Origin of the sequence: Natroniella acetigena, assembly GCF_023227745.1 — a bacterium.
GTDB lineage: Bacteria > Bacillota > Halanaerobiia > Halobacteroidales > Halobacteroidaceae > Natroniella > Natroniella acetigena.
Window position 1 is genome coordinate 45054 of record NZ_JALKBX010000003.1, and the last position, 24526, is coordinate 69579.

Annotated in this window: 21 protein-coding genes and 1 CRISPR repeat array; all 21 genes read left to right on the forward strand. The window is 33.7% G+C overall.

The window, feature by feature from the left end; genetic code table 11:
- Positions 1–27: 27 nt before the first annotated feature.
- The 21 genes from MWH25_RS01445 (at position 28) to MWH25_RS01545 (ending at position 24526) form a co-directional block, all read left to right on the forward strand.
- On the forward strand, positions 28–3099 hold the full coding sequence (locus MWH25_RS01445) for a phage tail tape measure protein (protein ID WP_248625044.1): 3072 nt from the start codon (positions 28–30) through the stop codon (positions 3097–3099).
- Positions 3099–3485 (forward strand): hypothetical protein, encoded by a 387-nt coding sequence (locus MWH25_RS01450; protein ID WP_248625046.1) that lies wholly within the window; start codon positions 3099–3101, stop codon positions 3483–3485. Before MWH25_RS01445 ends, MWH25_RS01450 begins: the two co-directional genes overlap by 1 nt.
- Entirely contained in the window at positions 3472–4698 is a 1227-nt protein-coding gene (locus MWH25_RS01455) for a hypothetical protein (RefSeq protein ID WP_248625048.1), read from the forward strand. The genes MWH25_RS01450 and MWH25_RS01455 overlap by 14 nt, the downstream gene beginning before the upstream one ends.
- A complete protein-coding gene (locus MWH25_RS01460) occupies positions 4698–5099 on the forward strand; it encodes a phage tail fiber protein (protein WP_248625050.1) in 402 nt (133 codons plus the stop codon). Before MWH25_RS01455 ends, MWH25_RS01460 begins: the two co-directional genes overlap by 1 nt.
- A 24-nt stretch (positions 5100–5123) precedes the next feature.
- Complete coding sequence (locus MWH25_RS01465; protein ID WP_248625052.1) at positions 5124–8198, forward strand: OmpL47-type beta-barrel domain-containing protein; 3075 nt, start codon at positions 5124–5126, stop codon at positions 8196–8198.
- Positions 8182–8685 (forward strand): hypothetical protein, encoded by a 504-nt coding sequence (locus MWH25_RS01470; RefSeq protein ID WP_248625054.1) that lies wholly within the window; start codon positions 8182–8184, stop codon positions 8683–8685. The genes MWH25_RS01465 and MWH25_RS01470 overlap by 17 nt, the downstream gene beginning before the upstream one ends.
- A 42-nt stretch (positions 8686–8727) precedes the next feature.
- Positions 8728–8904 (forward strand): hypothetical protein, encoded by a 177-nt coding sequence (locus MWH25_RS01475; protein ID WP_248625056.1) that lies wholly within the window; start codon positions 8728–8730, stop codon positions 8902–8904.
- Between the two features lie 15 nt (positions 8905–8919).
- Positions 8920–9342 (forward strand): phage holin family protein, encoded by a 423-nt coding sequence (locus tag MWH25_RS01480; RefSeq protein ID WP_248625058.1) that lies wholly within the window; start codon positions 8920–8922, stop codon positions 9340–9342.
- A 28-nt stretch (positions 9343–9370) separates the two neighbouring features.
- On the forward strand, positions 9371–9895 hold the full coding sequence (locus MWH25_RS01485; protein ID WP_248625060.1) for a glycoside hydrolase family 108 protein: 525 nt from the start codon (positions 9371–9373) through the stop codon (positions 9893–9895).
- Positions 9888–10073: a hypothetical protein gene (locus tag MWH25_RS01490; protein ID WP_248625062.1), complete on the forward strand. Its 186-nt coding sequence runs from the start codon at positions 9888–9890 to the stop codon at positions 10071–10073. The genes MWH25_RS01485 and MWH25_RS01490 overlap by 8 nt, the downstream gene beginning before the upstream one ends.
- Before the next feature lie 4 nt (positions 10074–10077).
- Complete coding sequence (locus MWH25_RS01495; protein WP_248625064.1) at positions 10078–10371, forward strand: hypothetical protein; 294 nt, start codon at positions 10078–10080, stop codon at positions 10369–10371.
- On the forward strand, positions 10289–10672 hold the full coding sequence (locus MWH25_RS01500; protein WP_248625066.1) for a hypothetical protein: 384 nt from the start codon (positions 10289–10291) through the stop codon (positions 10670–10672). The genes MWH25_RS01495 and MWH25_RS01500 overlap by 83 nt, the downstream gene beginning before the upstream one ends.
- Positions 10673–11342: 670 nt before the next feature.
- Positions 11343–13142: direct repeats of the CRISPR family, unit length 37 nt; unit sequence GTTACAACACTTACTCCGTTAAGTAGGAGACTGAAAG.
- A 456-nt stretch (positions 13143–13598) separates the two neighbouring features.
- Positions 13599–14615 carry a CRISPR-associated endonuclease Cas1 gene (gene cas1 / locus MWH25_RS01505; protein ID WP_248625068.1) on the forward strand — a complete coding sequence of 339 codons (1017 nt, stop codon included), beginning with the start codon at positions 13599–13601 and terminating at the stop codon, positions 14613–14615.
- Between the two features lies 1 nt (position 14616).
- Positions 14617–14859, forward strand: a complete 243-nt coding sequence (gene cas2, locus MWH25_RS01510) for a CRISPR-associated endonuclease Cas2 (protein WP_248618232.1) — start codon at positions 14617–14619, stop codon at positions 14857–14859.
- A gap of 195 nt (positions 14860–15054) precedes the next feature.
- Positions 15055–15621: a CRISPR-associated protein Cas4 gene (gene cas4, locus MWH25_RS01515; protein WP_248625070.1), complete on the forward strand. Its 567-nt coding sequence runs from the start codon at positions 15055–15057 to the stop codon at positions 15619–15621.
- Positions 15621–16538: a type I-A CRISPR-associated protein Cas4/Csa1 gene (gene cas4a / locus MWH25_RS01520; RefSeq protein ID WP_248625072.1), complete on the forward strand. Its 918-nt coding sequence runs from the start codon at positions 15621–15623 to the stop codon at positions 16536–16538. Before cas4 ends, cas4a begins: the two co-directional genes overlap by 1 nt.
- Complete coding sequence (locus MWH25_RS01525) at positions 16538–16696, forward strand: hypothetical protein (RefSeq protein WP_248625074.1); 159 nt, start codon at positions 16538–16540, stop codon at positions 16694–16696. The genes cas4a and MWH25_RS01525 overlap by 1 nt, the downstream gene beginning before the upstream one ends.
- 71 nt (positions 16697–16767) lie before the next feature.
- A complete protein-coding gene (locus MWH25_RS01530) occupies positions 16768–17742 on the forward strand; it encodes a helix-turn-helix transcriptional regulator (RefSeq protein WP_248625076.1) in 975 nt (324 codons plus the stop codon).
- 51 nt (positions 17743–17793) lie between these two features.
- Positions 17794–20682, forward strand: coding sequence for a DEAD/DEAH box helicase (locus MWH25_RS01535; protein WP_248625078.1), 2889 nt, complete (start codon positions 17794–17796; stop codon positions 20680–20682).
- Complete coding sequence (locus MWH25_RS01540; RefSeq protein ID WP_248625080.1) at positions 20679–21407, forward strand: HD domain-containing protein; 729 nt, start codon at positions 20679–20681, stop codon at positions 21405–21407. Before MWH25_RS01535 ends, MWH25_RS01540 begins: the two co-directional genes overlap by 4 nt.
- Positions 21404–24526: a hypothetical protein gene (locus MWH25_RS01545; protein ID WP_248625082.1), complete on the forward strand. Its 3123-nt coding sequence runs from the start codon at positions 21404–21406 to the stop codon at positions 24524–24526. The genes MWH25_RS01540 and MWH25_RS01545 overlap by 4 nt, the downstream gene beginning before the upstream one ends.

Genomic DNA, 24526 nt, shown 5'->3' on the forward strand with positions numbered 1-24526 from the left:
ATTTGAATCCAGAAAGTAGGTGATTTTTTGGCTTTTGAAGTTTTTAGAGTGGTCGGCAATTTGACAATGCAAGGAGTAGATAAGGCAGAAGAATCGATTAAAGATATAACAAGCGGTGCTGAAAATATGGGGGATACACTCCAAAATGTCGGTACTGCTATGACTGGCACAGGCAAAACAATGACTAAGTTTGTGACTGGGCCAATGTTGGGAATAGGTGCAGCTATTGGTGGTGCAGTTAAGGTTGCAGATGATTTCAATACTCAAATGAGCAGAGTATCTGGCATATCTGAGGCAACATCAGAAGAATTTGAACAACTAGAAGATACAGCTAGAGAAATGGGTTCCACAACTTCATTCTCAGCTAGTGAAGCAGCACAAGGCATGGAATTTCTTGCAATGGCTGGCTGGGAAACTGCTGAGATGGCTGAAGGTCTAGAGCCGGTATTGCGGATGGCAGAAGCAGCACAGATGGATCTTGCTACTGCATCTGATATTACGTCGGATATCATGTCCGCTTTTAGTTTGGAAGCTCATGAAGTTGGCCAGGCGACTGATATATTAGCTGCTACTGCTACAAATGCCAACACTGATATAGAGATGTTGGGAGTAACTATGCAGTATGCAGCACCTCAAGCATCATCATTAGGTCTAAGCCTTGAAGATACTGCAGGTATGGCTGGATTGCTTGCTGATAATGGTATTAAGGCAAGCCAGGCAGGGACTACCATTAATGCTATGCTTACTGATTTGACGAGCATGTCAGAGTCAGCTAAAGAAGAGCTGGCAGACCTTGGTGTTGAGATATTCGACACTGATGGAAACATGAGGGATATGCACGAGATCATAGGCGATCTAGAGCGTGGCACTGCTCATATGACTGATGAACAAAGGTCTGCTTTCCTCAACCAACAATTCGGACAACAAGCTATGAGAGGTCTTAATATCTTAATGCAAGAGGGAAGTGGAGAGTTAGAACAGTTTACAGGTGAGTTAAGGGAGTCAGATGGAGCAGTAGAAGAATTAGGAGAAGAGATCAGAGATAATCTAGGGTTTGAGCTAGAAGAGATTAAATCAGCGATTGAAGGGGTAATTATAACATTAGGACAAGTTTTCATCCCTATAGTCAGAGATAATGTAATACCTTTGATTAATGCTACAATAGGTATGGTTGAAATTGCAGTAAATTGGTTTTCTCAACTAGATCCCGCTCTGCAGAGTAACATAGCTATGTTCGGTGCTTTAGCAGCAGCAGCAGGGCCAATCTTAATAATTATAGGGCAATTCATTTCACTACTTGGTGCATCAGTTGGGATAATCGGAACTGTTGTAAGTGCATTAACAACTAAAATAGCAACTTTTGTAGCTCTTAATGCACCTATAATTGCAATAATAGCAGCTATAACAGCTTTTCTAGGGTTGGCTGAATTAGTATATCGTAACTGGGACGAGGTTAGTAATTCATTATCAGCTATTTGGGATTTCATGGGTGTCCAGGTAGAAAATTTTGTTATTAACGCCCAAATTTCTTTTCAACAATTACAAGCTACTGTATTAAGGGTAGTTAATAATATTTTAGAGCGGTTAGGAGTGCTAGAACAACTACCTTTTGGAGTTGGAGACAATTTCAGAGGCATGACTGATGCAATTTCTGATAGTGCTGACCAATCAGAACAAAAGATAGAAGAGTTGTCAGCTAAGTCAGAAGAGAATGCCAAAAGAGTTGGTGAAGCTAGTGATGATATGCAAGCTAGCTTAGGTGATACCGGAGAAGCTATAGCCAATGATGTTGATGGTATGATTAGCAAAGTAACTTCTTTTGGTGATAACTTTAAGATGCAATCAGCAGAAGCAAGTGAGGTTGTAGCTGATGAAGCTGAATATCAAACTGATGTAACTGAAGAAGAGATGGATAATCAAGCTGAACTATTAGAAGAACACTTAAAAGAAAAGTTGGAAACAAGAGGATTCACTGAACAAGAGATCAAGGATATGATTGAAGATGGTTATGAGATTAAGGAAGGAGAAATTCAATTAACCAAAGATTTAGAAGAGGCATTGGAAGGAACAACTGAAGCTACTGAAGATAACACCGAATCCAAAGAAGATAATTCAGAAGCTAGTGAAGAACAAAAAGAAAAATTATCTGAAATTGATGAAGTATTAGAAGAGCATAATGAAAAAATGGATGAAGCATCTGCCCTTAATAAAGTTTGGGGAGACAGTTACGATGAAGTAGAACAGAAGATGAGGGTAACCGAAAGAGCAATTAATGATTTAATTCAAAATGGTGTTGATCCTCAAGATGAAAGAATCCAAGAGTTGATGAAAACTTATAATCAACTAGAAGATCAAGCTGAAGAAACTACTACTGCTATGGAAGAGTTTTGGTTAGAAGCCAGCGAGTCAATGGCTAATACTGTTGATGATAATATGAAACATGCGATTGAAGAAATGATTAGAGGCATAGATAGTACTGAGGATTTACTTGAAGTTTTTTCTGAAATAGCAAACGAACTTTTAGATGAAATGGTTTCATCTATTGCTGGATCTATGCTTGAAAATTTGACTGCTCAAAGAGAATGGCTTGCTGAAACTCTTACTAATATATCTCGAGCAGTTGCAGGATACATTCAATCTGCTTTTGCTAGTCTAGTATCATTCTTTAGTTTTCTTGGCCCAGGAGCTCCTGTAGCAGCAGGCGGAGTTATAGCGACTGGAATGTCAATGTTGTCTAGTTTAGGCAGTGAAGCATCAGAAATGATAGGGTTTGCAGAAGGTGGAGTTGTAACAGATGAAACCAAGGCATTAATTGGTGAAGCTGGTGATGATGAAGCTGTTTTGCCACTTCGTGATGATGTATATTCTCGCTTAGGAAAAGGTATAGTTGAAAATATGAACGGAGAAGAAGAAAGTAACTCAAATTCATCAGCGTTGGATATGTTAAATAATAACAACAGCAATAAAAGCAAACGAGAAATTTCATTAGTTTTTGAAATAGGAACATTAATCGGTGATAGATTGGGTATCAAAAAGTTAGCTAGAGAAGAAATAATACCGGTGATCAGAAAAGAAATAGATAGAGGGGTGAGCTTATAATGGCTGGAGAAATATATTTAGGACCAAAAGGAGAAGAAGATAAATTAACACCTTTTGGTCGTGAACCCCTTCAAATTAATAGAATTGAAGAAACTAGGTCTGATGAAATGGCTTCTGGGAGATATGTAGAGGATATTCTCTGGCGAAAAAAAGAATTTGTTATAACTTATGACGAGATCAAAGGTGAACATTTGAAGCAATTAATAGAATTATATAACCTTGGTGAGTTTCTTAACCTTATAATAATTAATGAAGAAGGAGAAGAAGAGGAACATGAAGTTAAGTTTCAGCCATTTGACCAAGAAAGGATAGAGGTGATTGGCCCATGGTATTGGGCTGATGTGGAAATAACTTTAAGGCAGGTGAACCCTGATGCTTCCAGTTAGCGAAGAGTTTCTAGAAAAAATTAAAGCTGGCAGGAGGAATATTGTAGCTAGGGTTGAAGTTGTTTGGACTGACACACAGATAGACGAAAGTATTAGGGTATCAAATAATGAAGAAGCTCGTACAAGCTGGGATTATCAAGTTGCAGATGGAGTAGAGAACACTACTCATAAATGGGCCAGCCTTGATGGAAGTTGGAAACTAGGAGAGTATCATCTTGCTCCTGGAAGCAGAGAAACTGCTGACGATTATCAGATGGGCTGGTGGGGCAAACAATTTTCAGATGAAAATGGAGAGTTTTCTGCACCTTACCCAACACTAACTGTAAGTTTTTTTGCTCGACCAGTATACTCCCTGAAAGTTGTAGGAGATAATGCAAGGGAAGAATGGCCAATAGATTTTGATATTAATGTGTATTCAGGCAGCGAATTATTATATAAAAAAGAAGTCAGAGATAATCCTGATATATTTTGGCAAGGAGATGTTGTGGATGAAGAATTAGAGGAAGTAACAAGAATGGAGTTAGTCATCTATAAATGGTCAGAAGCAAATAGGCAAGCTAAAATTATAGAATTTTTTACATCTGTTAGAGCGATTTATGAAGATGACGACATATTACAAGTTAACTTGCTTGAAGAAAGAGAAGTATCAGATGGCAGCTTACCAATCGGAAATATAACTTCCAATGAACTTGACATTAGACTTAATAACATCAATGGTGAGTTTTTTGCTGGAAATGAAGATAGTCCACTCTTTGGATTGGTCAAGAAGAACAGACGTATTAGAGCTTGGCTTGGAATTGAACTTGACAGTGGGGTTATAGAATATCAGCCACTAGGGGTTTTTTGGTCAGGAGATTGGAACGCTCCAGAGCAGGAAGTATATGCTGAAACTACTGCTCGTGATAGATTGCAACTCATGGACGAATCTGAATTTGAGAGCAGTAAAGTTATTGAAGATACTGATTTGTATGAGTTAGCAGAAATTATATTTGATGATTATGGTTTAGATGATGATCAGTACTGGATTGATGATGAGCTGAAAGAATTTCAAATACCTTACGGATATTTTGAACCAATGAGCCATAGAGAAGCATTAAGAAAAATAGCAGAAGCTTGCGTAGGACAAGTTTATGCTGATCGTCGTGGAGTAGTAAGAGTAGAAGGGCCAAGCTTTTTAGACAATTTGTTAGAAAATATCGGAGGTGATGATTAATGGCTAATATGACTAATTATCTTGAAGAAAAACTTTTAGAACATACACTACTTAATCTTCCTTGGAGTTCTCCAAATACAGTATATCTTGCATTATTAACTGATAACCCAAGTGAATCTGATTTAGAAGCAGGAGAATTAGGTAATGAGGTTGATGGTGGGAACTACGAAAGACAGTCGATTGATTTTTCTGGTGTAGTTGATAGCGAGGTTGAGAATGAGTTTGATATAGAATTTCCCCAAGCGACAGATGAGTGGGGTGAAGTTACTCATGTCTATATTATGGATAGCGAAACTGGTGGTAACGCTTTGTATTGGCAGGAACTTAACATTGCTAAGACTATTAGAGAAGATGATTTATTCAAAGTTCCGGCCAACAACCTAACAGTTGAACATGATTAATTGATAATTGTTAAAAAGAAAGGGGTGGTTTATATAAATCCTAAATATACAGAGATAAAAGAATTAGAAAACAGCAAAAAATTAACGTTGCATTCTAATCCTATTAAGTACAAAACAGAAGGAGGAGAATGGGAAGAAATAGAATTATCTTTTCAAGATGAAATTGATAAATTCAGAAATATTCATAACTCTGTTAAAACAACAATCAAATCCGACGTTAAAGAAGAGTATAATGTTAATTTAAAAACTGATGAAGGCTTAAGAATTAAATTAAACCTCAATAAGTTAGCTTATGTAAACGAAGATGAATTACAGTTGATATCTGAACCTCTAGATTGCAATAGTTATGAAATTAAAGACAAGAATGATTATAACTTGGTTATTCAAGCTGGTGTTTTTCCTGATGTAGTTGATGAATATCAACCATTGCGGGGTGGGCTAAAACATAATATATACATAGAAGACAAACCAAAAAATCCCGAAATAGATAATGCTAAATTATGTATTGAATATGATGTTAAAGTTGAGGAAGAATTTGAAATCGTAGTTGACGGTAAAGTTAAGGAAAATAATTTTACCACTGAAAAATCATTTGTGATTAAATCAGATGATGATGCTGTAGAGTTCCAATCACCTACATTAGAAGATAATAAGAGTAAAAACTTTGGAATTTATTACGAAATCAAATTTATTGACAAATACAATTTGAAATTAAGTTATGTTTTTGATTATAAAATCTTTAAAAATGATATTAATTATCCTTTAATTGTTGACCCCACCGTTACTCAAACAGGAACAGGGTCAACTAATTTTACTATTGATTATCCTCAAGAGGTAGGTATTTCCTATAACATAGAATCAACTGCAGGTGGCGGCACATTATTAGAGATCGAAAATTTAGATACAAATAATATAGTTTTCGATCTGTTTTTGCGTAGATTTGATAGTAAGTCTGGGTCTGCAGATAAACAAACAGATCAAGGTGAACATGAGATTAGAATAAGCGATGGTGTTTCTTCTGTTTCTTATGCAACAGTAACTTATGAAGAAGACGATGACCCACCTGATATTTCAGTTTCTCCTACCTCGAGAGAATGGGATAATTCTGATGTAAATGTTAGTATTTCTGCTAGTGATGATCAAAGTGGTGTTAATACTTTAGAGTATCGATGGAATGGAGGTAGTTGGCAATCTATATCTGGAACAAGCGGTACTGCAAGCATATCAGAAAATGGTAGTCATGATTTAGAAGTGAGAGCGACTGACAATGCAGGAAACACAACTATTGAAAGTTATGGAGATTACAGGGTTGATAAAAAAGCACCTAAAATTAGTGTGTCTCCTACCTCAAGAGAATGGGATAATAAAAACATAGAAGTAGATATATCAGTTAGTGACGATTATTCAGGAGTAAATGCAGTTGAATACAGATGGAATGGAGGTAGTTGGGACATAATAAGTGGGTCAAGCGGAACTGCTTCTATTTCTGAAAATGGAGAGTATGATCTGGAAGTAAAGGCAACTGATAATGCTGGTAATACTACTGCTGAAGATTACGGGCCATATAAAACTGATAAAGAAGCACCTGAAATTAGCTTTTCCCCAGAAAATGGGTTGGCTAAAGAGGAGATAGAAGTAGATATAACTTATAGCAATCTCGGACCCTCTGAGTTAATTGATAAAAAATACAAAATAAATGATTCCGAAAACGAGCCGAACAATTGGGAAAATTGGTCTGAAAACCCAATTTTAATATCAGAAAAAGGAACTTGGTATCTTCATGCTAAGGCAGGAGATGAGGCGGGGAATGTCATAATAGATTATGCTGGGCCGTTTTCATTATTTGAATTAATAGAAGTTAGTCCAATAATAATAGAAGGTCAAGCTAATGTTGATATTGTTCCAGAAAAATGGAAAGGTGCTAGATTTGATAATATTAATGGTTTTGCTAGGTTAGAAACAGCTGTTCAAAAAATAATGGGAGCTAGATTAGATGAGCTTAGTGGATTATCTAATGTCAACCTTGATTATGTACGAGAAAGATTGCATGATATTTCGATTAATGGAACATCTAAAGTTGATATTAATTATATAAGAAATAGGGTATATAGTGTTGGAGTCAATGGCATCTCTGATATTGATATTAACCATATAAGAGAAAGGTTATATACCGTTTCGATTAATGGAATGTCGAATGTAAATGCGAGTGCAATTAATATAGCTAGTGCAACTGCTGGCATTAGTGGCCAAGTTCAGATTGATATTGATTATGTTAGATTAAGGATATATAACATATTACTAGATGGAAAAGCTAATGTTGATATTGTCCCAGAAAAATGGAAAGGTGCTAGATTTGATAATATTACTGGTCAAGCTCAGATAGATATTAAGTCCTTGCTACTTTCAATTTTTGAAGGAGCTTATGTGATAGATAAGGATAATTATCGCACCAAAGATCAGCCAGCCAATTCAGATGAAATTGCTAATTATATCGTAGTAGAAACAGCCCCTTTAAGACCTGCTGATGAATCAGAAGAGTTATATGATAGAGAGGTAACGATAGCATCAGAGACAACTAGAATTATAACAGTTAGATTAGATAATTCAGATGTGCCAAGCGTTGAACTTCAAGCTAGTTTGATTGATGAAGATACAACAGAAATCATTGAAGAAGAATACTTTGCCTGGGGTGCTGAAATCACTCTAGAGAATACTGGAACTAAAACTGATGAGTTAGAGTTAATTATTGAAGGGAAACCGTTAAGTGTTAGAGGTAAAGAGCGAGTTAAATCACAAGATAGAGACAGTATCATAGATAATGAAAAGATTAAGTTTGAGTTAGAAGATAACCATCTGATTCAAGATGAGGAGTTGGCTCAAAAGATAGCTGACATAATATTGGCTGGGTCTAAAGAGGCAAGACGTGATGTAGAGCTAGATTGGCGTGGTAATCCTGCTCTAATATTAGTTGGCTTGATAGCAGTTCCTGAGTTCCAGCAGTTCGGTAACTTCTATGTAACTAGGCAGAATTTGGAATATGATGGTGCTTTAACAGCAGAAACTAAAGGGAGGAAGATAGAAGATGAGTCAAACTCATAAGACTGATTATACAACTGATGATGCCCCAACTGATGATGACTTTAATCGGATTGAGGGTAATATTAAAGAAAATAGAGATGATATAGATGGTCTAGAAAGTGATTTAAGTAACATTGAAATCACTCCTGATATGCAACGGTTTGAAGCGGGAGATTCTATTTTGTTGGAAAACACTAGAACTATAGAAGAAAGTGGTTCTGGATCATTAACTACATCAGATTATTTTGAAATTAATTTCAATGCTAACTCATTAAGGTTCAAATACTCGCTGTCAGGTGACAGTTTTGGAAAATTTCATCTTTTGTTAAATGGTAATAAAATCGGAACAACAAGAACATCAACTGGTACATATGAAGAAGACATTAATATGAATTTTAAACCAGGAGATATAATTCAAGTTTTTTTAGAACACCAAACCCCGTTTAGGGACGCCTTTTCAAGGTTAAACTCAGTTTCAATATTAGTTAACTATGGTCAGACATTATAATCGCTTTGAAGAAAAATAATATTTGATAAGGAGGGGATTAGAGTGGAAATTAAATATAAAAACGAAGAAGAAAAAGAAAATTTAATAACTAAATATCAAAACGAGGGTTATAATTTAAAAGGTGAAAAGAACTTGCTAAATGGTGATTATCTAGTTTTTGAAAAAGAAAAAAGGATTGTAGATCTTGAAGAAGCAATAGCAGGAAGAGATAGTGAATAATCTATAAGGCAGGTGATGGCAATCAATGAAGAAATTATATTGCGATATGCTAGATTAATATTTTCAATCTTAGGAACTTTGTTAACTTATTTGCTCGGCGGTTGGGACTCGACCATCAAAATACTTGTAGCTTTCGTTGCGATGGACTACATTTCAGGAATAATAGTAGCTTTTTGCAGAAATGAATTAGAGAGCGGAGTCGGGCGAATTGGAATTTTGAAAAAAGTAGGCATTTTTGCAGCAGTAGCAGTGTCAAACTTGGTTGATGGAATATTAGCTAATCCTGATCCAATTTTGCGAACTACTACTATTATGTTTTATTTGGGGAATGAGGGTATAAGTATACTTGAGAACTTGGCACGAGCTGGTGTTGATATTCCTGAACCATTGAGGAAGGCACTAGCAAAAATCAAAGATAAGGAAACTACAAGCACCTGATGAGGGAGTTTGGAAGGAGGTTAGGTTGATGGATAAAGATTTTAAACAAGCAGTAGATAAGGTTTTGAAGTTAGAAGGTGGCTATATAGATCATCCAGATGATCGAGGCGGGCCAACAAATTATGGCATTACCCAGAAGGTAGCTAGAAAAAATGGATATAAAGGAGATATGAAGGAACTACCTAAAGAGGAAGCGGAGGAGATTTATTATAGAGAATATTGGAAGGCTAACAAGTATGAGCAGATTGATGATGATAAGTTGGCTGCTAGGTTATTTGATATAGCTGTCAATATGGGCTCCAGGACTGCCAATAGATTTGTTCAGCAAGCTTGCAATTTGTTGCCTAGTGATGGTGAAATTTCAGAAGATGGGATTATTGGCCCGCAGACCTTAGGGGCGGTTAACAACCATCGTCATCCAGATAGATTACTGAAAGTAGTCATCATGCTGCAAGGGGAGAGATATTTGAATATAGTCAGGAATAATTCTAGCCAGCAAGTGTTTTTAGGTGGCTGGGCCAACAGGTTATTTGAGGGGCTATGTAATGGATGAGCAACAAGATAAGAAAACAAGAAGAATATTGGAATTTTTGATAGTAGCTGCAGTGATTATAATCTCCACTGTAGCTCTTTTTAATGACTATATAGAAAGTAGAGACTGGACAATTGCAGTTGGAATGGCGGTTGCATTATTCGAAGGTACCGATATAGCGGACATCCTTAGGAGGTAATTAAGTGCTTAAAAAAATATTAACTTTCATAACTGGGAGCTTATCTGCTGTAGCTTATATTCTTTCTCGCAAGTCAAGACCAGATAAGAAAGAAAAGGTTAATCAAGTTGAGAGAAAAGTGAATCAGGCTCAATCTGATTATAAAGAGGTTAAATCAGAGACTGAAGATGTTAGAACGGAAACTGATCAGCAACTGCAAGAGAAGGAGGAAGAGCATGAGGAAATTGATACCGATTCTAGTAGTGTTAATGATATTTTCAGCGACATTACTAGCCGAGGCTCAGGAGATAGAGATTGATAATGTAGTTCCTGAGGAAGAGTATTTGGTTTATGGTCATGAGTTGATTGAGATTGGCGAACATATTAACAACTTGCATTTAAAAGTAGAAAAGTTGGAGGAGCAGAATGATTTATTGAAAGAGAGGTTGAAGATTGAAAGGAAGAGTCACGATCAAGCTATTGAGAAAGCTAATGAATTAATAGAGAAGCAAGAGGGTTATATAAATTCACTCCAAGAATATAATAGAAACTTGAAAAGGAATGATTATCTGAATAGATTACTATTCTTTACTGCTGGGTTAGGTGTGAGCCAATTCTAGTTTATTAAAAAATTGACCATTTAATTATCGTGTCTATAATGTAATATGTATATAGTAGAAACTCCTGGATTTAAATAACCGACAATCTGCCGACACTCTACCGACAGTGTAATTTTATTATTAATGCTAAATGAAATGATTTATTAGGAAAGGTTGATTTATAGTGTTTAATTACCCCCTAAGGAGTTAAAAAAACTAATTGATAGTTCTGGGGGCGCAGGGGTCGCTGGTTCAAATCCAGTCAGCCCGACCAGCTATAAACACTGATGAGGTAAGTTTTGATGCTTGTTGACTAAAACAAGTCTTTTTTTATTTTAAAGAAAATTGACAACATTTCGCTGACAAAGACTTCAAAAAGTTATAAAGCTATACATAACTTTTGCTTGAATAAAATTCTAAATTAGTATATAATTTTAGTAAGTGAGTTTGTAGGGGAGATATAGATATTTTCGCAAACTGGGGTAAAAGGGGCCAGTGAGGGGTTTTAGTATTAGAACTGATTAGTTCTTAAAATCTTATTAAGGCCTGTCAATTCAAGGGTTGATTAGGGTTTCGCAAAGCTCCTAGGTTTTCGTACAAGATTGGGTTTGCGAAAAGTTTGAGGTGATTTGTGAAAATGAAAGTACCGTGAAGCCTGTTATCATAGGATCGAGGATATTGAAATTTCGCGGTTACAACACTTACTCCGTTAAGTAGGAGACTGAAAGTGGCTACTGCCTTTGTAATCTACGTTGTCCTCTCCTAAGTTACAACACTTACTCCGTTAAGTAGGAGACTGAAAGATGTTTCACCTCCTAGAAGCTAACTCCCCACGCTTCGTTACAACACTTACTCCGTTAAGTAGGAGACTGAAAGTCTTCGGCTTCTACTGGTCTAGTTAATCCCTCAATGTTACAACACTTACTCCGTTAAGTAGGAGACTGAAAGAAATCATAGTTTCGTGCTAAAAAATTCTGTATTCTCGTTACAACACTTACTCCGTTAAGTAGGAGACTGAAAGCACAAGCAACCCATCCATCACCAAAGTCATATTTGTAGTTACAACACTTACTCCGTTAAGTAGGAGACTGAAAGCCAACGCCATCACTATCATCTTCATCTATAACAGGTGTTACAACACTTACTCCGTTAAGTAGGAGACTGAAAGTGACCAATAGTCTCTTGGATATCAGTTATAATCTGGGTTACAACACTTACTCCGTTAAGTAGGAGACTGAAAGCCAGAGGTAGAAGAAAATGAGATAGCAGTTTTCGAGTTACAACACTTACTCCGTTAAGTAGGAGACTGAAAGAAACAAGAAACTGACTGCAACACTTAGAATAAACCCTGGTTACAACACTTACTCCGTTAAGTAGGAGACTGAAAGTTACATCTATACAGCTCCCAAGCCCAACCTTCTCCGTGGTTACAACACTTACTCCGTTAAGTAGGAGACTGAAAGCATCTAATAATGTAACCGTTGCCTTTATATAGTACCGTTACAACACTTACTCCGTTAAGTAGGAGACTGAAAGGTTGTGTCGAATGTGCCAAAGTTGTTATCATCTAGGTTACAACACTTACTCCGTTAAGTAGGAGACTGAAAGTCTTCGGCTTCTACTAGTCTAGTTAATCCTTCGAGTTACAACACTTACTCCGTTAAGTAGGAGACTGAAAGGCAAACTAACCAGCAGGCTCACGCTTGGAAATTTGGTTACAACACTTACTCCGTTAAGTAGGAGACTGAAAGCTTCTTATAAATTGCTTCCGCTCTCAATCTGTATCCATGTTACAACACTTACTCCGTTAAGTAGGAGACTGAAAGTTTAACGACTTACTAAGGTCAAGTCTTAACCAACGAGTTACAACACTTACTCCGTTAAGTAGGAGACTGAAAGCTCCTCATAGGATCACAACCTCACGTCTGGTTTTTCGGTTACAACACTTACTCCGTTAAGTAGGAGACTGAAAGCTTATTGAAACCAACACATCACTCAACCACTTCTCCGTTACAACACTTACTCCGTTAAGTAGGAGACTGAAAGTCTGCTCTTAGTAAGTCTAGTATATCCATTACAAAAAGTTACAACACTTACTCCGTTAAGTAGGAGACTGAAAGGATTTAAAGACATCAAAACCATTCTCTTCAGCATAGGGTTACAACACTTACTCCGTTAAGTAGGAGACTGAAAGATAATTGATATCGGGGGTCGTACAACTGACGGGGTGTTACAACACTTACTCCGTTAAGTAGGAGACTGAAAGATACCTCGTATCAGTCCTAGAAGGTATAAGACAGACCACGTTACAACACTTACTCCGTTAAGTAGGAGACTGAAAGCTCGGAGTGCTAACGAGCTTGTGTTATCTGCTCCCTCGTTACAACACTTACTCCGTTAAGTAGGAGACTGAAAGAACTACAATTTGGGGCTATAACTCAAAGGTAAGTAAAGGTTACAACACTTACTCCGTTAAGTAGGAGACAAAAGAGCAATGAATAGAGAATAGTTAATATTGAATAGTAGAGATCAAAAAAAGACTTTAAATAAAGTAAATTAAAGCAATAAAAAAGATATATTGTTTTAATTTTTTCAACTATTAATTATTAGATATTAAATACTTTTTAAACTCCGTTAAGTAGGAGACAAAAGGGCAATGAATAGAGAATAGTTAATAGTTATAGTTCAAAAGAAAATTATTTTTAATAAAGTAGATTAATATAGCTAATATAAGGTTAGTTAAGGTTTTAAGAACAGGGGTTTTTAACTGTTAAATATTCAATATTAAGTATTAAATGCTTTAAGATAATATTATGAGCTGATTTCTCTGTAATAGGAGGATTAGCTCTTTTTTTATTGAGAATTTAAATTTTTTTAGTTTCATTCCCAGGGTGTTGGGAATGGGATATGTTACACTAGCTTTAACGCTTGATTAGGAGGTGAAATGATGGGGAGTGAATCATTGGTTGTCTCTGATTATGGTATTTTTATTGGTAAGAAGAGTGAAAGAGTAGTCTTAAAGAAGAAAAAGAAGATAATCAAAGAGGTACCATTCTTTAAATTAAAAGAGATCTTAATCACGACCTCAGCTGTATCTTTATCAGCAGCTTTAGTTCATGAATGTGCCAAGGCAGGGATTCAGATTGATTTTATTTCTTATAATGGAGATCACTTGGCCAAGCTTTCTTCATCAGCGATGTTGGGCACAATTAAGACGAGAAGGGAACAGTTATTTGCCTATCAGGATCAAAGAGGAGTGGAATTAGCGATTGCTTTTGCTAAAGGTAAGATAGAGAATCAAATAGTTTTATTGAAGTATTTAGCTAAATATCGTAAGAAGAAAGATCAAAATTTATATAGCTTGATTTATGATCAGATTGATAGGATTAAACGGATCAGTGCAGAGTTAAAAGAAATTGAGGGCCAACGAGTAGATGAAGTAAGGGAGTATATTTTATCAGTAGAAGGTAGAGCTGCTAAGGAGTACTGGCAAGTGGTGAAGGAAGTGTTACCTGATGAGTTGGATTTTCCAGGTCGTAAGACCCAAGGGGCCAACGATTTAGTAAATTCACTGCTCAATTATGGCTATGGAATCTTATATTCTAGAGTAAGCAGTGCAATTTTACGGGCGGGCTTAGATCAATATGCTGGATTTTTACATGCTGATCGCCCAGGTAAGCCTTCTTTAACTTTAGATTTAATTGAGGAGTTTAGACAGACAGTTGTAGATAAGACCACAATAGGGTTGCTTAATCAAGGTATGAAGTTTGAATTAGAACAGGGAAGATTAGAAAAGGAGTCAAGAAAGAAGTTGGCTAAGAAGATTTTGGATAGATTAAAGAGCAAAGAACGATATGAGGGGAAAAAGTATAGACTAGAGGTTATTTTACAACGACAAGCTAGAAGAGCTGCCAGTTTTATTCGTAAGGATCGAGCTTATTCTCCTTTTATAAGTGGGTGGTAAGATGTATAGCTTATTAATTTATGATATTTCTGACGATAAGATTAGAAGGAAGGTTTCTGAAAGCTGTAAGGATTATGGATTGAAGAGGGTACAGTGGAGTGCTTTTTTGGGTAAGCTCAATCATAATCGAAGAGAGGAATTGATGTTAAAGATAAGTAGAGTTTTGGGTGATGCAGAGGGGAATATTAGGCTGTATCCAATCTGTAGTAAGGACTTGAAGTTGATGCAAGAAATTGATAGATAGTTGATAGTGTATAGTTGATAATTGATAGTTAAATACAACTTCAAGACTTAAAAGAACAAATCTTTTAGGTTTTCGATCTAATCTAAAAAAAACTATAAGTCCTAATGAAATTTCCGTGAAATTCATAAAACCAGATTAACTGTCAACTGTTAACTGTAAACTGTACACTGATTTTTAAAAAAGGGGTTGCTTAGATTGTTTAGAGTAACTGATGTGAAGCAGTATGCTTATTGTCCTAGGATTATTTATTTTATTTACTGTATGCCTCTAACAATTAAGAAGACTTATAAGATGGATTATGGGCAGTATCAACATGACAGAGCAGAAGAGTTAGAAAAGAGGAGGACATTACAGAGGTATAATTTAGAAGAGGGGGAAAAGTTGTATGGGGTTGATCTTTTATCTTCAAGGTTGGGATTAAAGGGGAAGATGGATCTATTAGTCGTTAAGGGCCAAGAATACATACCAATTGAATTGAAGTATTCAACTAGAGAGCCGAGATTGAATCATAAATATCAATTAGGAGCTTATCTATTATTGATTGAGGATCAGTATGATGTTTCAGTTAGGAGAGGATTGATTCATTTGATTCCTAAGCAGGAGACTTTTGAAGTGGAATTGACTCCTAGTTTGCGAGTAAAGGTGAAGGAGATAATTTCTAAGATTAAGGAGTTGGTAGCTAATGAGACTTTACCCGAAGCTAGCTATGAAAGATGGAAGTGTAAGGATTGTGAATATCAAAATTTCTGTGGTGATGTCTAATGTATTTTTTAACTGAAGAAGAAAAACAGAAACTGGTACGAGGTTTATTGCCTAAGTCCCGTAAAAATCAAGTTGTAGAAGAGCTTAGAGGGTGGAATTGGAATCAACCGCCTTTAGAGCCAATTTATCAAAAAAGTTTAGCACTTTATGAAATTGCGGGTAAGTATTGTCCTACTGGTCGAGACCTATATCTGAGAAAGGTAGAGGGGGTTAAGACTAAGTGGAATCAAGCTATGATTCGGGGGGTTATCTTTCATAATACTTTGACTAATCTATTAGTGACTGCTAAGAAGCTGATCTATCTACATGGGGTGGAGGGGTTGACCCGGATTATGGCAGATTTGAAGGAGCCTGATTTTGAAGCATTAGAAAGTTGGCAGAAAAGAATTGATGATGATTTTTATCTCCAGTTAAAGGAGAAGGTAGAGTTGATTTGGGAGTTTGAATATAATCGATTGGTCTTTAGATTGCAGGATTTATTGGCTAAACAGCCTTATATTGGGGTTGATTCTCTAGCCAGTTTGACGATTCCGATTACGGTGGAGCAGAAGTTAGATGGCTCTTTTTTAGGATTAAGCCAATACTTAAGTGCCGATGCTTTTAACTTTTCAGAGCCGATGATCTTGGATTTGAAGTTTGGTCAGCCGAGGGATTTTCATAAACTAACGATTACCGGTTATGCCTTAGTGATGGAAGCGATTTATTCCTTTCCTGTCTCGATTGGGGCAATTATTTATCCAGAATTCAAGCAAGGGCGATTAGCAATTAAGAAGGAATTTCAAGTTATTGATGATGAACTGCGGCAGTGGTTTATTGAAGAGCGGGATGAGAAGATGAGGATGGTTAATGAAGAGATCGATCCAGGTGTAGCAGATAATTGTTATCAGAGTTGTCCTTATTATCAGGAGTGTCAGTGATGAAGCAGGTTTATTGTACTAAGTGTGATTTGTGGTATTGGACTCCAAAAAGTGATAAAGGGTTGGAAGATTGTCCATTTTGCAGTTTAGAAGTAGCTGCTGATAATCTATCAGTTAAGGATAAGAAGCTGATTAAGGAAAGTCAAGTGAAAAAATAAAGGAAAAATAATCTATTAACTAGAATATTATTAATAGTTGTATTTTTTTGTAATATGAAGGAGTTGGTGGTATGGGGACTTCAGGGAAGGTTTGGCGATTGATCAAGTTGATCAGTTTAGTTGAAGGTAAGTATGCTAAATATGACAGACAAGATATCATGGATATTTTAGGAATTAAGAAGAGCAGTTTCTATCGGTATTTAAAAGAACTTGAAAAGGCAGATATACCAATAGATTATGATCAAAAAGCTGGAGGATATAAGATCAGAGAAGATTATCATATGACTCCGCCCAACTTGACCATTTCTGAGGCGTTGGCCCTGGTGGTCGTTGGAAATAGTATTTTAAATAATAGTGATTTGCCTTATTTTAAGGAGATGAATATGGCAATTGCTAAGCTGATGGCTTCTTTACCGGAGAAGACACGGGAGATGTTAAGTCACTTAGAGGATAGAATCCATTTTAGTTTAAATACGTTAGTTGATTATGAGAAGCATGGAGAAGTTTTTAATTTGTTAAATGATGCTATTAGAGAAGAAAGCAATCTTTGGATAAAGTACTATAGCCATACCAGTAATAAGGTTAGTGAACGGACTGTATCTCCTTATATTTTAAATTTCAATAAGGGATTTATTTATTTAATTGCTTATTGCCATAAGCGAGAAGAGGTTAGGGTTTTTAGAATAGATAGGATTAGGGAGCTTGAGGTTACTGCTGATCAGTTTAAATATCCAGAAGATTTTTCATTAAAGCAGTATTTAGGAAATGCCTGGGGGATAATGCGGGGAGAAGAGGATATTAAGGTCAAGGTTAAGTTCAGTGGTGATCTAGCAAGGTGGATGAAGGAGAGTAATCATCATCGAACTCAAGAGATTGAGGAGTTGGAGGATGGAAATATAATAATGAACTTTGTAAGCTGTGGTTTTAATGAGATTAAGGGTTGGATATTAAAGTATGGTGCTGATGCTGAAGTCATTGAGCCAAAGAGTTTAAGAGATGAGATCAAAGCTGAGGTTGAGAAGATGGGGGAGGTTTATGGCAGTTGATAGTTGATAGTGTATAGTTGATAGTAAAAGCTGTGAGAAAGGAGAGTGTAAATGATAGAACTGTTGGTTAAAAAGAATGAGATAGAAAGTTGTAGTCAAGATGAGATTACTGAAAAGACGGAAGAGTTAATAGATAAGTTTCAAAGGCATATGAGTGATGATAAAGATAAAAAGGTAGATTTCTTACCATATATTCATCAACATGAAACTTTTGAAAGGATAATGAATGATGAAGAAATTTTATTAACAGCAGGTACTTCAGCAGGTAAGACGTTGGCCCATGCTATTCCATTATTTTATAAAGTAAAAGAAGGATTAGTTGATAAGATATTATTACTTTATCCTACTCGGGCTTTGCTTCAGGATCAATTAAATGAAATGAGTGAACTGGCTAACATTTATGAACTAGAAGATGAGATAGCAGAGATTAAAGGGGGAATGAGTCGAACTCAGGTTATAGCAGCACTTAATAAGAAGATTATTATTGCTACGCCTGATTCAATTTATTGGTTCTTTAATAAGAATATCAAGTATAGTTCATTTTTAATTTATGGGTTGGCCCAGGTTGATGAAGTGGTAATTGATGAAGCACATCTATTTACAGGATTAGTACTGAATAATCTTATCTTTTTAATTGAGCGAATGAAGAAACTAGCTAGGATGATTGATCAAGAACAAAGGTATCATATTTTAACTGCAACTGCAAATGAATCTTTAAAAAATATTCATAAAGGTAAGGTTGATGAAATACCTGGCAAATCAAATTGTGGAAATATTAATTTAAGAGTAATAAATAAAGAAGATAAGTTTAGTGGTGAATTATTTAAAGAAAGTTTAAGAGAAGATGTTATTGAAGTGGATGGAAAATTAAGTAGTGTAGCAATTTTAAATTCTGCTAAGGTAGCTCATCAATTGTTTTACAGTAATACGCAAGAAATAGATACAGAAGATTTATCAGAAGAAGATATAGATCGATTTACTCTTAATGGTGTTGAGATGAGTATTGATAAATTGTTAGAGAATATTGAAGAGGATGAAAAACAAAATGAAATAGAAGAGTTATTGAAGAAAGAAGATAACTTAAAATTATTACTAGATAAAATTTTGTTAAGAGAATATTTAGAGCAGAATGGTAGTTTAAAGTTGGATTTTGACAATGAGAATGTATTTGCTATAATTTCAAATTATTTAGAAGAAGGGTATAACAGATTTAAAAAGGTAATTGAGCAATCAGATAGACAAACTGGTGACTTTATTGATAATTTAGAAGAAAAGATAGCTAGAGACAAGTATGTAAGTGAAATTTATAATGGTTTAAAAATAAAGCAAGACTTATCTATTTATGATGATAAAAAATTAGTTTTAGATAAAGTTAGAGATGGAATCAATAAAATCAAAGATATTTTTCAGGATCAGATAGAAGCAAAAGAAAAAATTGTTATAGAAAAAGAAAAATATTTTAATATTAAATTTATTAAATACGGTGATGATAAATATTTGAATTATAGTCCTAAGTTAGCTAATAAATTGGCAAAAGAGTTGAGCTTAAAAGATATAAAAGAAGATATTAATTTTAAAGATGTTAAAGATATAGAATTAGATGTGGAGATTTTCAAAGAAATTTTAGAAGATAAATTCAATGATTCTTGGACTAAAGAACTTAAAGTACTACGTTATATAGCTAACTGGAAAGAAGATAAAGATACTTTAGTAGTTTTATATACTGGTAGTATGTCTAATTATGTAAGAGAAGGTTTGATGGAATTTTTTAATGAAGCTGATTATAAGAAAAAGATTTTACTTTCAACATCAGCAGTAGAGGTTGGAGTTGATTTTGATTGTGATTTGTTAATTACAGAAGAGACTAATGTAGCTTCTTTTTTACAACGTTTTGGACGAGCAGGAAGAAGTGGAAAAGATAGTAGAGTGAAATTATTTATTTCGGATAACAGCTACAAAAATATAGTTAATAAACTTGTAGATGGAAAAGAACTATCAAGGAATCAATTTTCAGAAATAATTGGAGAAGTATTTGAAGAGATTAAAGGGATTGAGGATAAGGATTTTTTAGAAGCATATCACTATATTATTAACCAGAATTTAGGCAGAATTGGTGATGGGTTAAATGAAGAATTTAATGAAAATGTTAAAAAGTTAGGTAAGAAATTGAGAGAAGAGATTGATTTAAATTATGGTTTGCGAGGAACTATGCCATCTGTTTCACTGAAAGGTGGTGTGAGTAAAAATCCTTTTTATATTTTAAGGTTTTTAGAGAATGGAGATTTATTTGATTTGGATTCGCCATTTGAAATTGCTTCTACTGATAAAAGTTTTGATAGTCTTATTTGGATGAGTTATGGGGATAGTGAGGATGTCTATGTAGATATAAATGCTACTCTTAAACATAGCAAGTTAATGTTTGTTGAAAATCAAGGTGAATTAAAGCCATATGTAAGAGAAGGGATTTGTGATAGATATGAAGACCAATTTTTAAGAAGGTCTAAGGTGTTTAAACAGAAGAATGAAGAACTGTTTAAGAGTGATTATTATGTAAAATTAGAAGAGTATGATAAAGGAATGTTGAAATATTTATTAACTGATAACTATAGATTTGTATTAGGTTTTGGGGATATATTTTTGCAAAAAGATAGTGGAGCAGTAATGGTTGAAGACAGAAGGTTAAATATTCCTAATCAATTTTTCCTCTTTTTAGTGGGAGATGAAGAAGAGCAAAAAGATTATATGAATTGGCTACGGAAAAATAAAATATTTGATTATGGTGAGATAATAGTTGATGATACTAATTATGAAAACAAGTTAAACGAAGAACATCAAGCTAGAAATCCTCGTGGACTTATCTTATTAGAGAATATCAATGGAGCTTTGTTTTATTTATATAAAAGGCTGATTAAAGCTCAGAAAGAAGGTGAATTGCTGTGAGTCTATTTACTATTGATAAGTTAGCTAAATCAGAAGATTATGTTGCAAAAGGAGAGGATGTATCCTTAGAAGGTCACTCTTGGGGTGTATATCAGATTTTAAACTATCTTTTAGATAAAGTAGATTTAGCTGATGATAAGAAAAAGATTATGAAGGTAGCTGGTTATTTACATGATATAGGAAAGAAGAATAAAGAATTTCAATTAGTGTTAAAGGGGGAGTCAGAAAATTATCTTAAGCATGAAGTTAAGACTTTAGATTATATTGAGGATATTAAAGAGAATTGGGAAAAGATTTCAATTCATTTAGATATGGAATTAGATTATTCTGATGAGATTTTAGAAGATATTCTTGCTTTTGCAGTTAGTCATCATGGATTATTTTTTCTAAGTAAAGTTAATGGTGGAAGTTATCAGGTTAAAAAGTATTGGACAGAATTTTCTCCAGAAGAGCAAAGTAGAATTACTTTAACAGACCTATTATTTGAGTATCATCCTGCTGGTGGTTTTGTTGTACTAGCTGATTTAATCCATTCTTATTCATTAGCTAAGGGGGGGGATTATCAAAAAAAGTTAGAAGAATTAAGTGATAATGATTCAATTTTAAGGTTTATTGAAGAGTATTTTGATGATGAAGCTTTAGTTGCTGAAAAAGAGCAGGAAGCTAGGCTGAAAGATGCTTTGAAAGAAATATTGAAGTTAACGTTAGGAGGTGTAAATTTGTGAGTGATAGCTTAAAAGGAGTAATAAAGCAGAATATTAGAGCTAATTTCGAGCAAATAGAAGAGCATAAACTTGATTTCATTTCAGAATTTATCAAGAATAATGGTCAATATCAAAAGATTGATAACTATATTGTATTTAGATTATTTAATGCAGTATCAGAAAGGGAAGAAGTCTTTATTGGGAATGTTTTATTCAATGATTACATTAGTAAGTTATTGCTGAGGGTTTATCGGGAAAATGAAAAGTATAGTGGTCAGATCGAATTGATTTATAATGACTTAGAGAACTTTTATTATATTGTCAAGCAGGAGAATATTGATGAGTTTTCTTTAGAAGAGCTAGAAGATGATTTTAAAGATTACTTTGCACAGAATTTGGAAGAATTATTTTTTACTGATGAGGATTTAGAGGATGGGGTATATGGAGAATTTAAGAATTTACTTCAACACAAGGGTTATAATTTTATATCTTTACCTTTCACCTTAATTCCTAATTTTTTTGAAGAAAAATTCAAAATTAATATGATTAATAAAGTTATGAATGAGTTTAGTTTTGAAGATGGCCTGAAATTTTGCACTCAATATTTTAATGTTAGCACTAGAAATTATGAACATCAAATGTTACAATCTTTTTTATCTAAATTATTGATAAATAATGTTATTAATGACTTAACATTATATAAAGAAATTTGTGAATTTGATTACTCTAATGAATTTAAAATAGATTTGATTATTCAAAGAATGAAATATAATAGCAGGAGTAAGGGCAAAAAGGTTATAAATGGTTATTTAGAAGATAAAATTAAGGTTTCTGAATTAAAAAATAAACTTAATAATTTGAATGAAGATATTATTGAGTTTATTATTAAAGTGAAAAATGAAAATAATTTTTTTGAATTAATTGAATATATCTTTGATATTAGTTATGATGAGAAGTTAATTAAAAAATTGAAACATCTAAAAGGTGATTTTTTAGATTTAAATATTAATAAATTGAATAAAACGCCAAGAAATGAATTTGAAAATTATATTAAATATTTATTTGAATCAGAACGATATGGTCTTGAACTATTATTGTTTTTTGAAAGATTTATAGATGCATTAGGTAAAAATGATAGGAAAATAGAAGAGGTTTTAAAAATTGAAAGTAAGATTAAAAATTGTTGGAATATTATAGAAAACAATTCATCTGTAAAGTACTTGTTAGATATGTTTATAATTCCTAAAGATGATTTTAAAGATTTTTTAAAATATTTTTTTGCTAAAGATAAATTATATAAAGTTGTTTTTATAGATTATTTAAAAATTAAAAAGTCGATTTCAAATTCAGTTAAAAATAAATTTTATGATTTAATGAGAACATCAAAAATAGCAAATAAAAAAGAACTTATTATTAAGATTAGCAGAAAGGAATATGCTAAAAATATTCTTCCTAGTTTAATTAATAGAGGTATGAAAAATATTGAATCAAATGATACTAAATGTTTTATTTGTTTCAAAAATAATGTTAAAGTAATTGCTAGGAATGTGACTACTGGATATGGTTCTTTTAAATTTGTTAATCAAGAAGAGAAAGTAGAAAATCATAAACGGATATGTGTTAGTTGTAGTATTTATTTGTGGTTAAAGTTAAAGTTTTTAGGTTCCTATTATGATAATAATGTGTTTCCTGAAAAAAGAAATCTAGTTTTCTTTTACGGGCAGATTCCAGATAAAAGAATTAATCAAATACAAGGAATCTTAAACTCACTCTATTATTGTACTCAAAATCCTAGTGTTTATACTTATGAAATGATAGATGAATCTATAGAAGAAATAGAAAAAGATTATTTAGAAGAAGAAAATTCTGAAGTAGGTAATCTATTACAAGAATTAATAGAGAGTGATGGGGAAAGTGATAATGAGCGACCTGCTAAAGTTCCTCCAACAATCTGGAGCTGGTATAAGAATGGCCAGCAGAGCAATAAAGTAAATACTCATATTTTTAGTGTGGGGCAAGGTGAAAATATGTTATATACATTTGTATTACCTTATGCTTTAGACAGGTCAGATGAAATACAGAAGAAGTTTTCTCAAAGTAGGGTAGCAGTCTATTCGATGTTAAGCTTTTTATCTAGATTAAGTGGAGTAAGAGGAAGTTTTTATTATCTATCAACTCCAAAATTAACGGATGAATTTGGTGGAAAGAATAGATTTTATTATAAGGATAAGGTAAAAGAAGATTCTTTAAGAGAATATGAATTGTTGACAGAAGTTGCTTGGAAGTTAATTAATCCTCAAAGTGTAAGTGGTAGAACATATATGGATAGACAAAGAAATGCTTTTAAAAAGAGGTTAAGATTAGCAAATGAGTTAGAAAGACTACCTTTGATTTGTATTTCAAGAATCTATAGAGAATTATTAAAAGATAAAAATAGTTCAAAATATAATAATTTGAGTAGTATTTGGAATAAAAAAGTTAATGCACCAAATTTATTTCCCTTAATAAAAGTTTCAAATAAAATTAGAAAGGAAGTGAAATTTATGGGGCAAAAGATTGATACAAAGGAATTGAAGAGTTTTACGGAAGATTTGTTCTCTGAGTTAGTATTAATTAGTGGGGTATTTCCTAAAAGTTTCAGTAAGTCACCAACTGAATTTGAGAAATATCCAAGGTTGTTAATTAAGAAAATTTTAAAGTATGATACTGAAGAGGGTAAAGATGTATTAGCAGGTTTTAGAGAGTGGTCAACTAAATTACTCCATTCAGCAAAAGGGCTTTATGATAAGGATAAAAAGAAGATGGCAGAAAGAATAGAAAAAATTAGACAAAGTGTGATAGAGCATCAAGAAATTTTAAGTCGTAAAAGCAATCTGCTTTACTTAAAACGTAGTCTGTTTGGTTGGATAGTAGAATTTTTATATCCGCTATATGATTTAGTTGAAGAAATTAATAGTATTGTTGATGAGTGTAGTGAAGAAGAGATAAATAAAGCTAAAGAAAAAGCTGAGATTAAAAAAATAAAAGAAAAGTTTAATGGTATGGGATATAACTTTGACAATATTTTCTTGTTAGCAAAAGAATTACTAATTAGTAATCAAAATTATTATAAAGCAGATAACAATGAGGAGGATGAATAA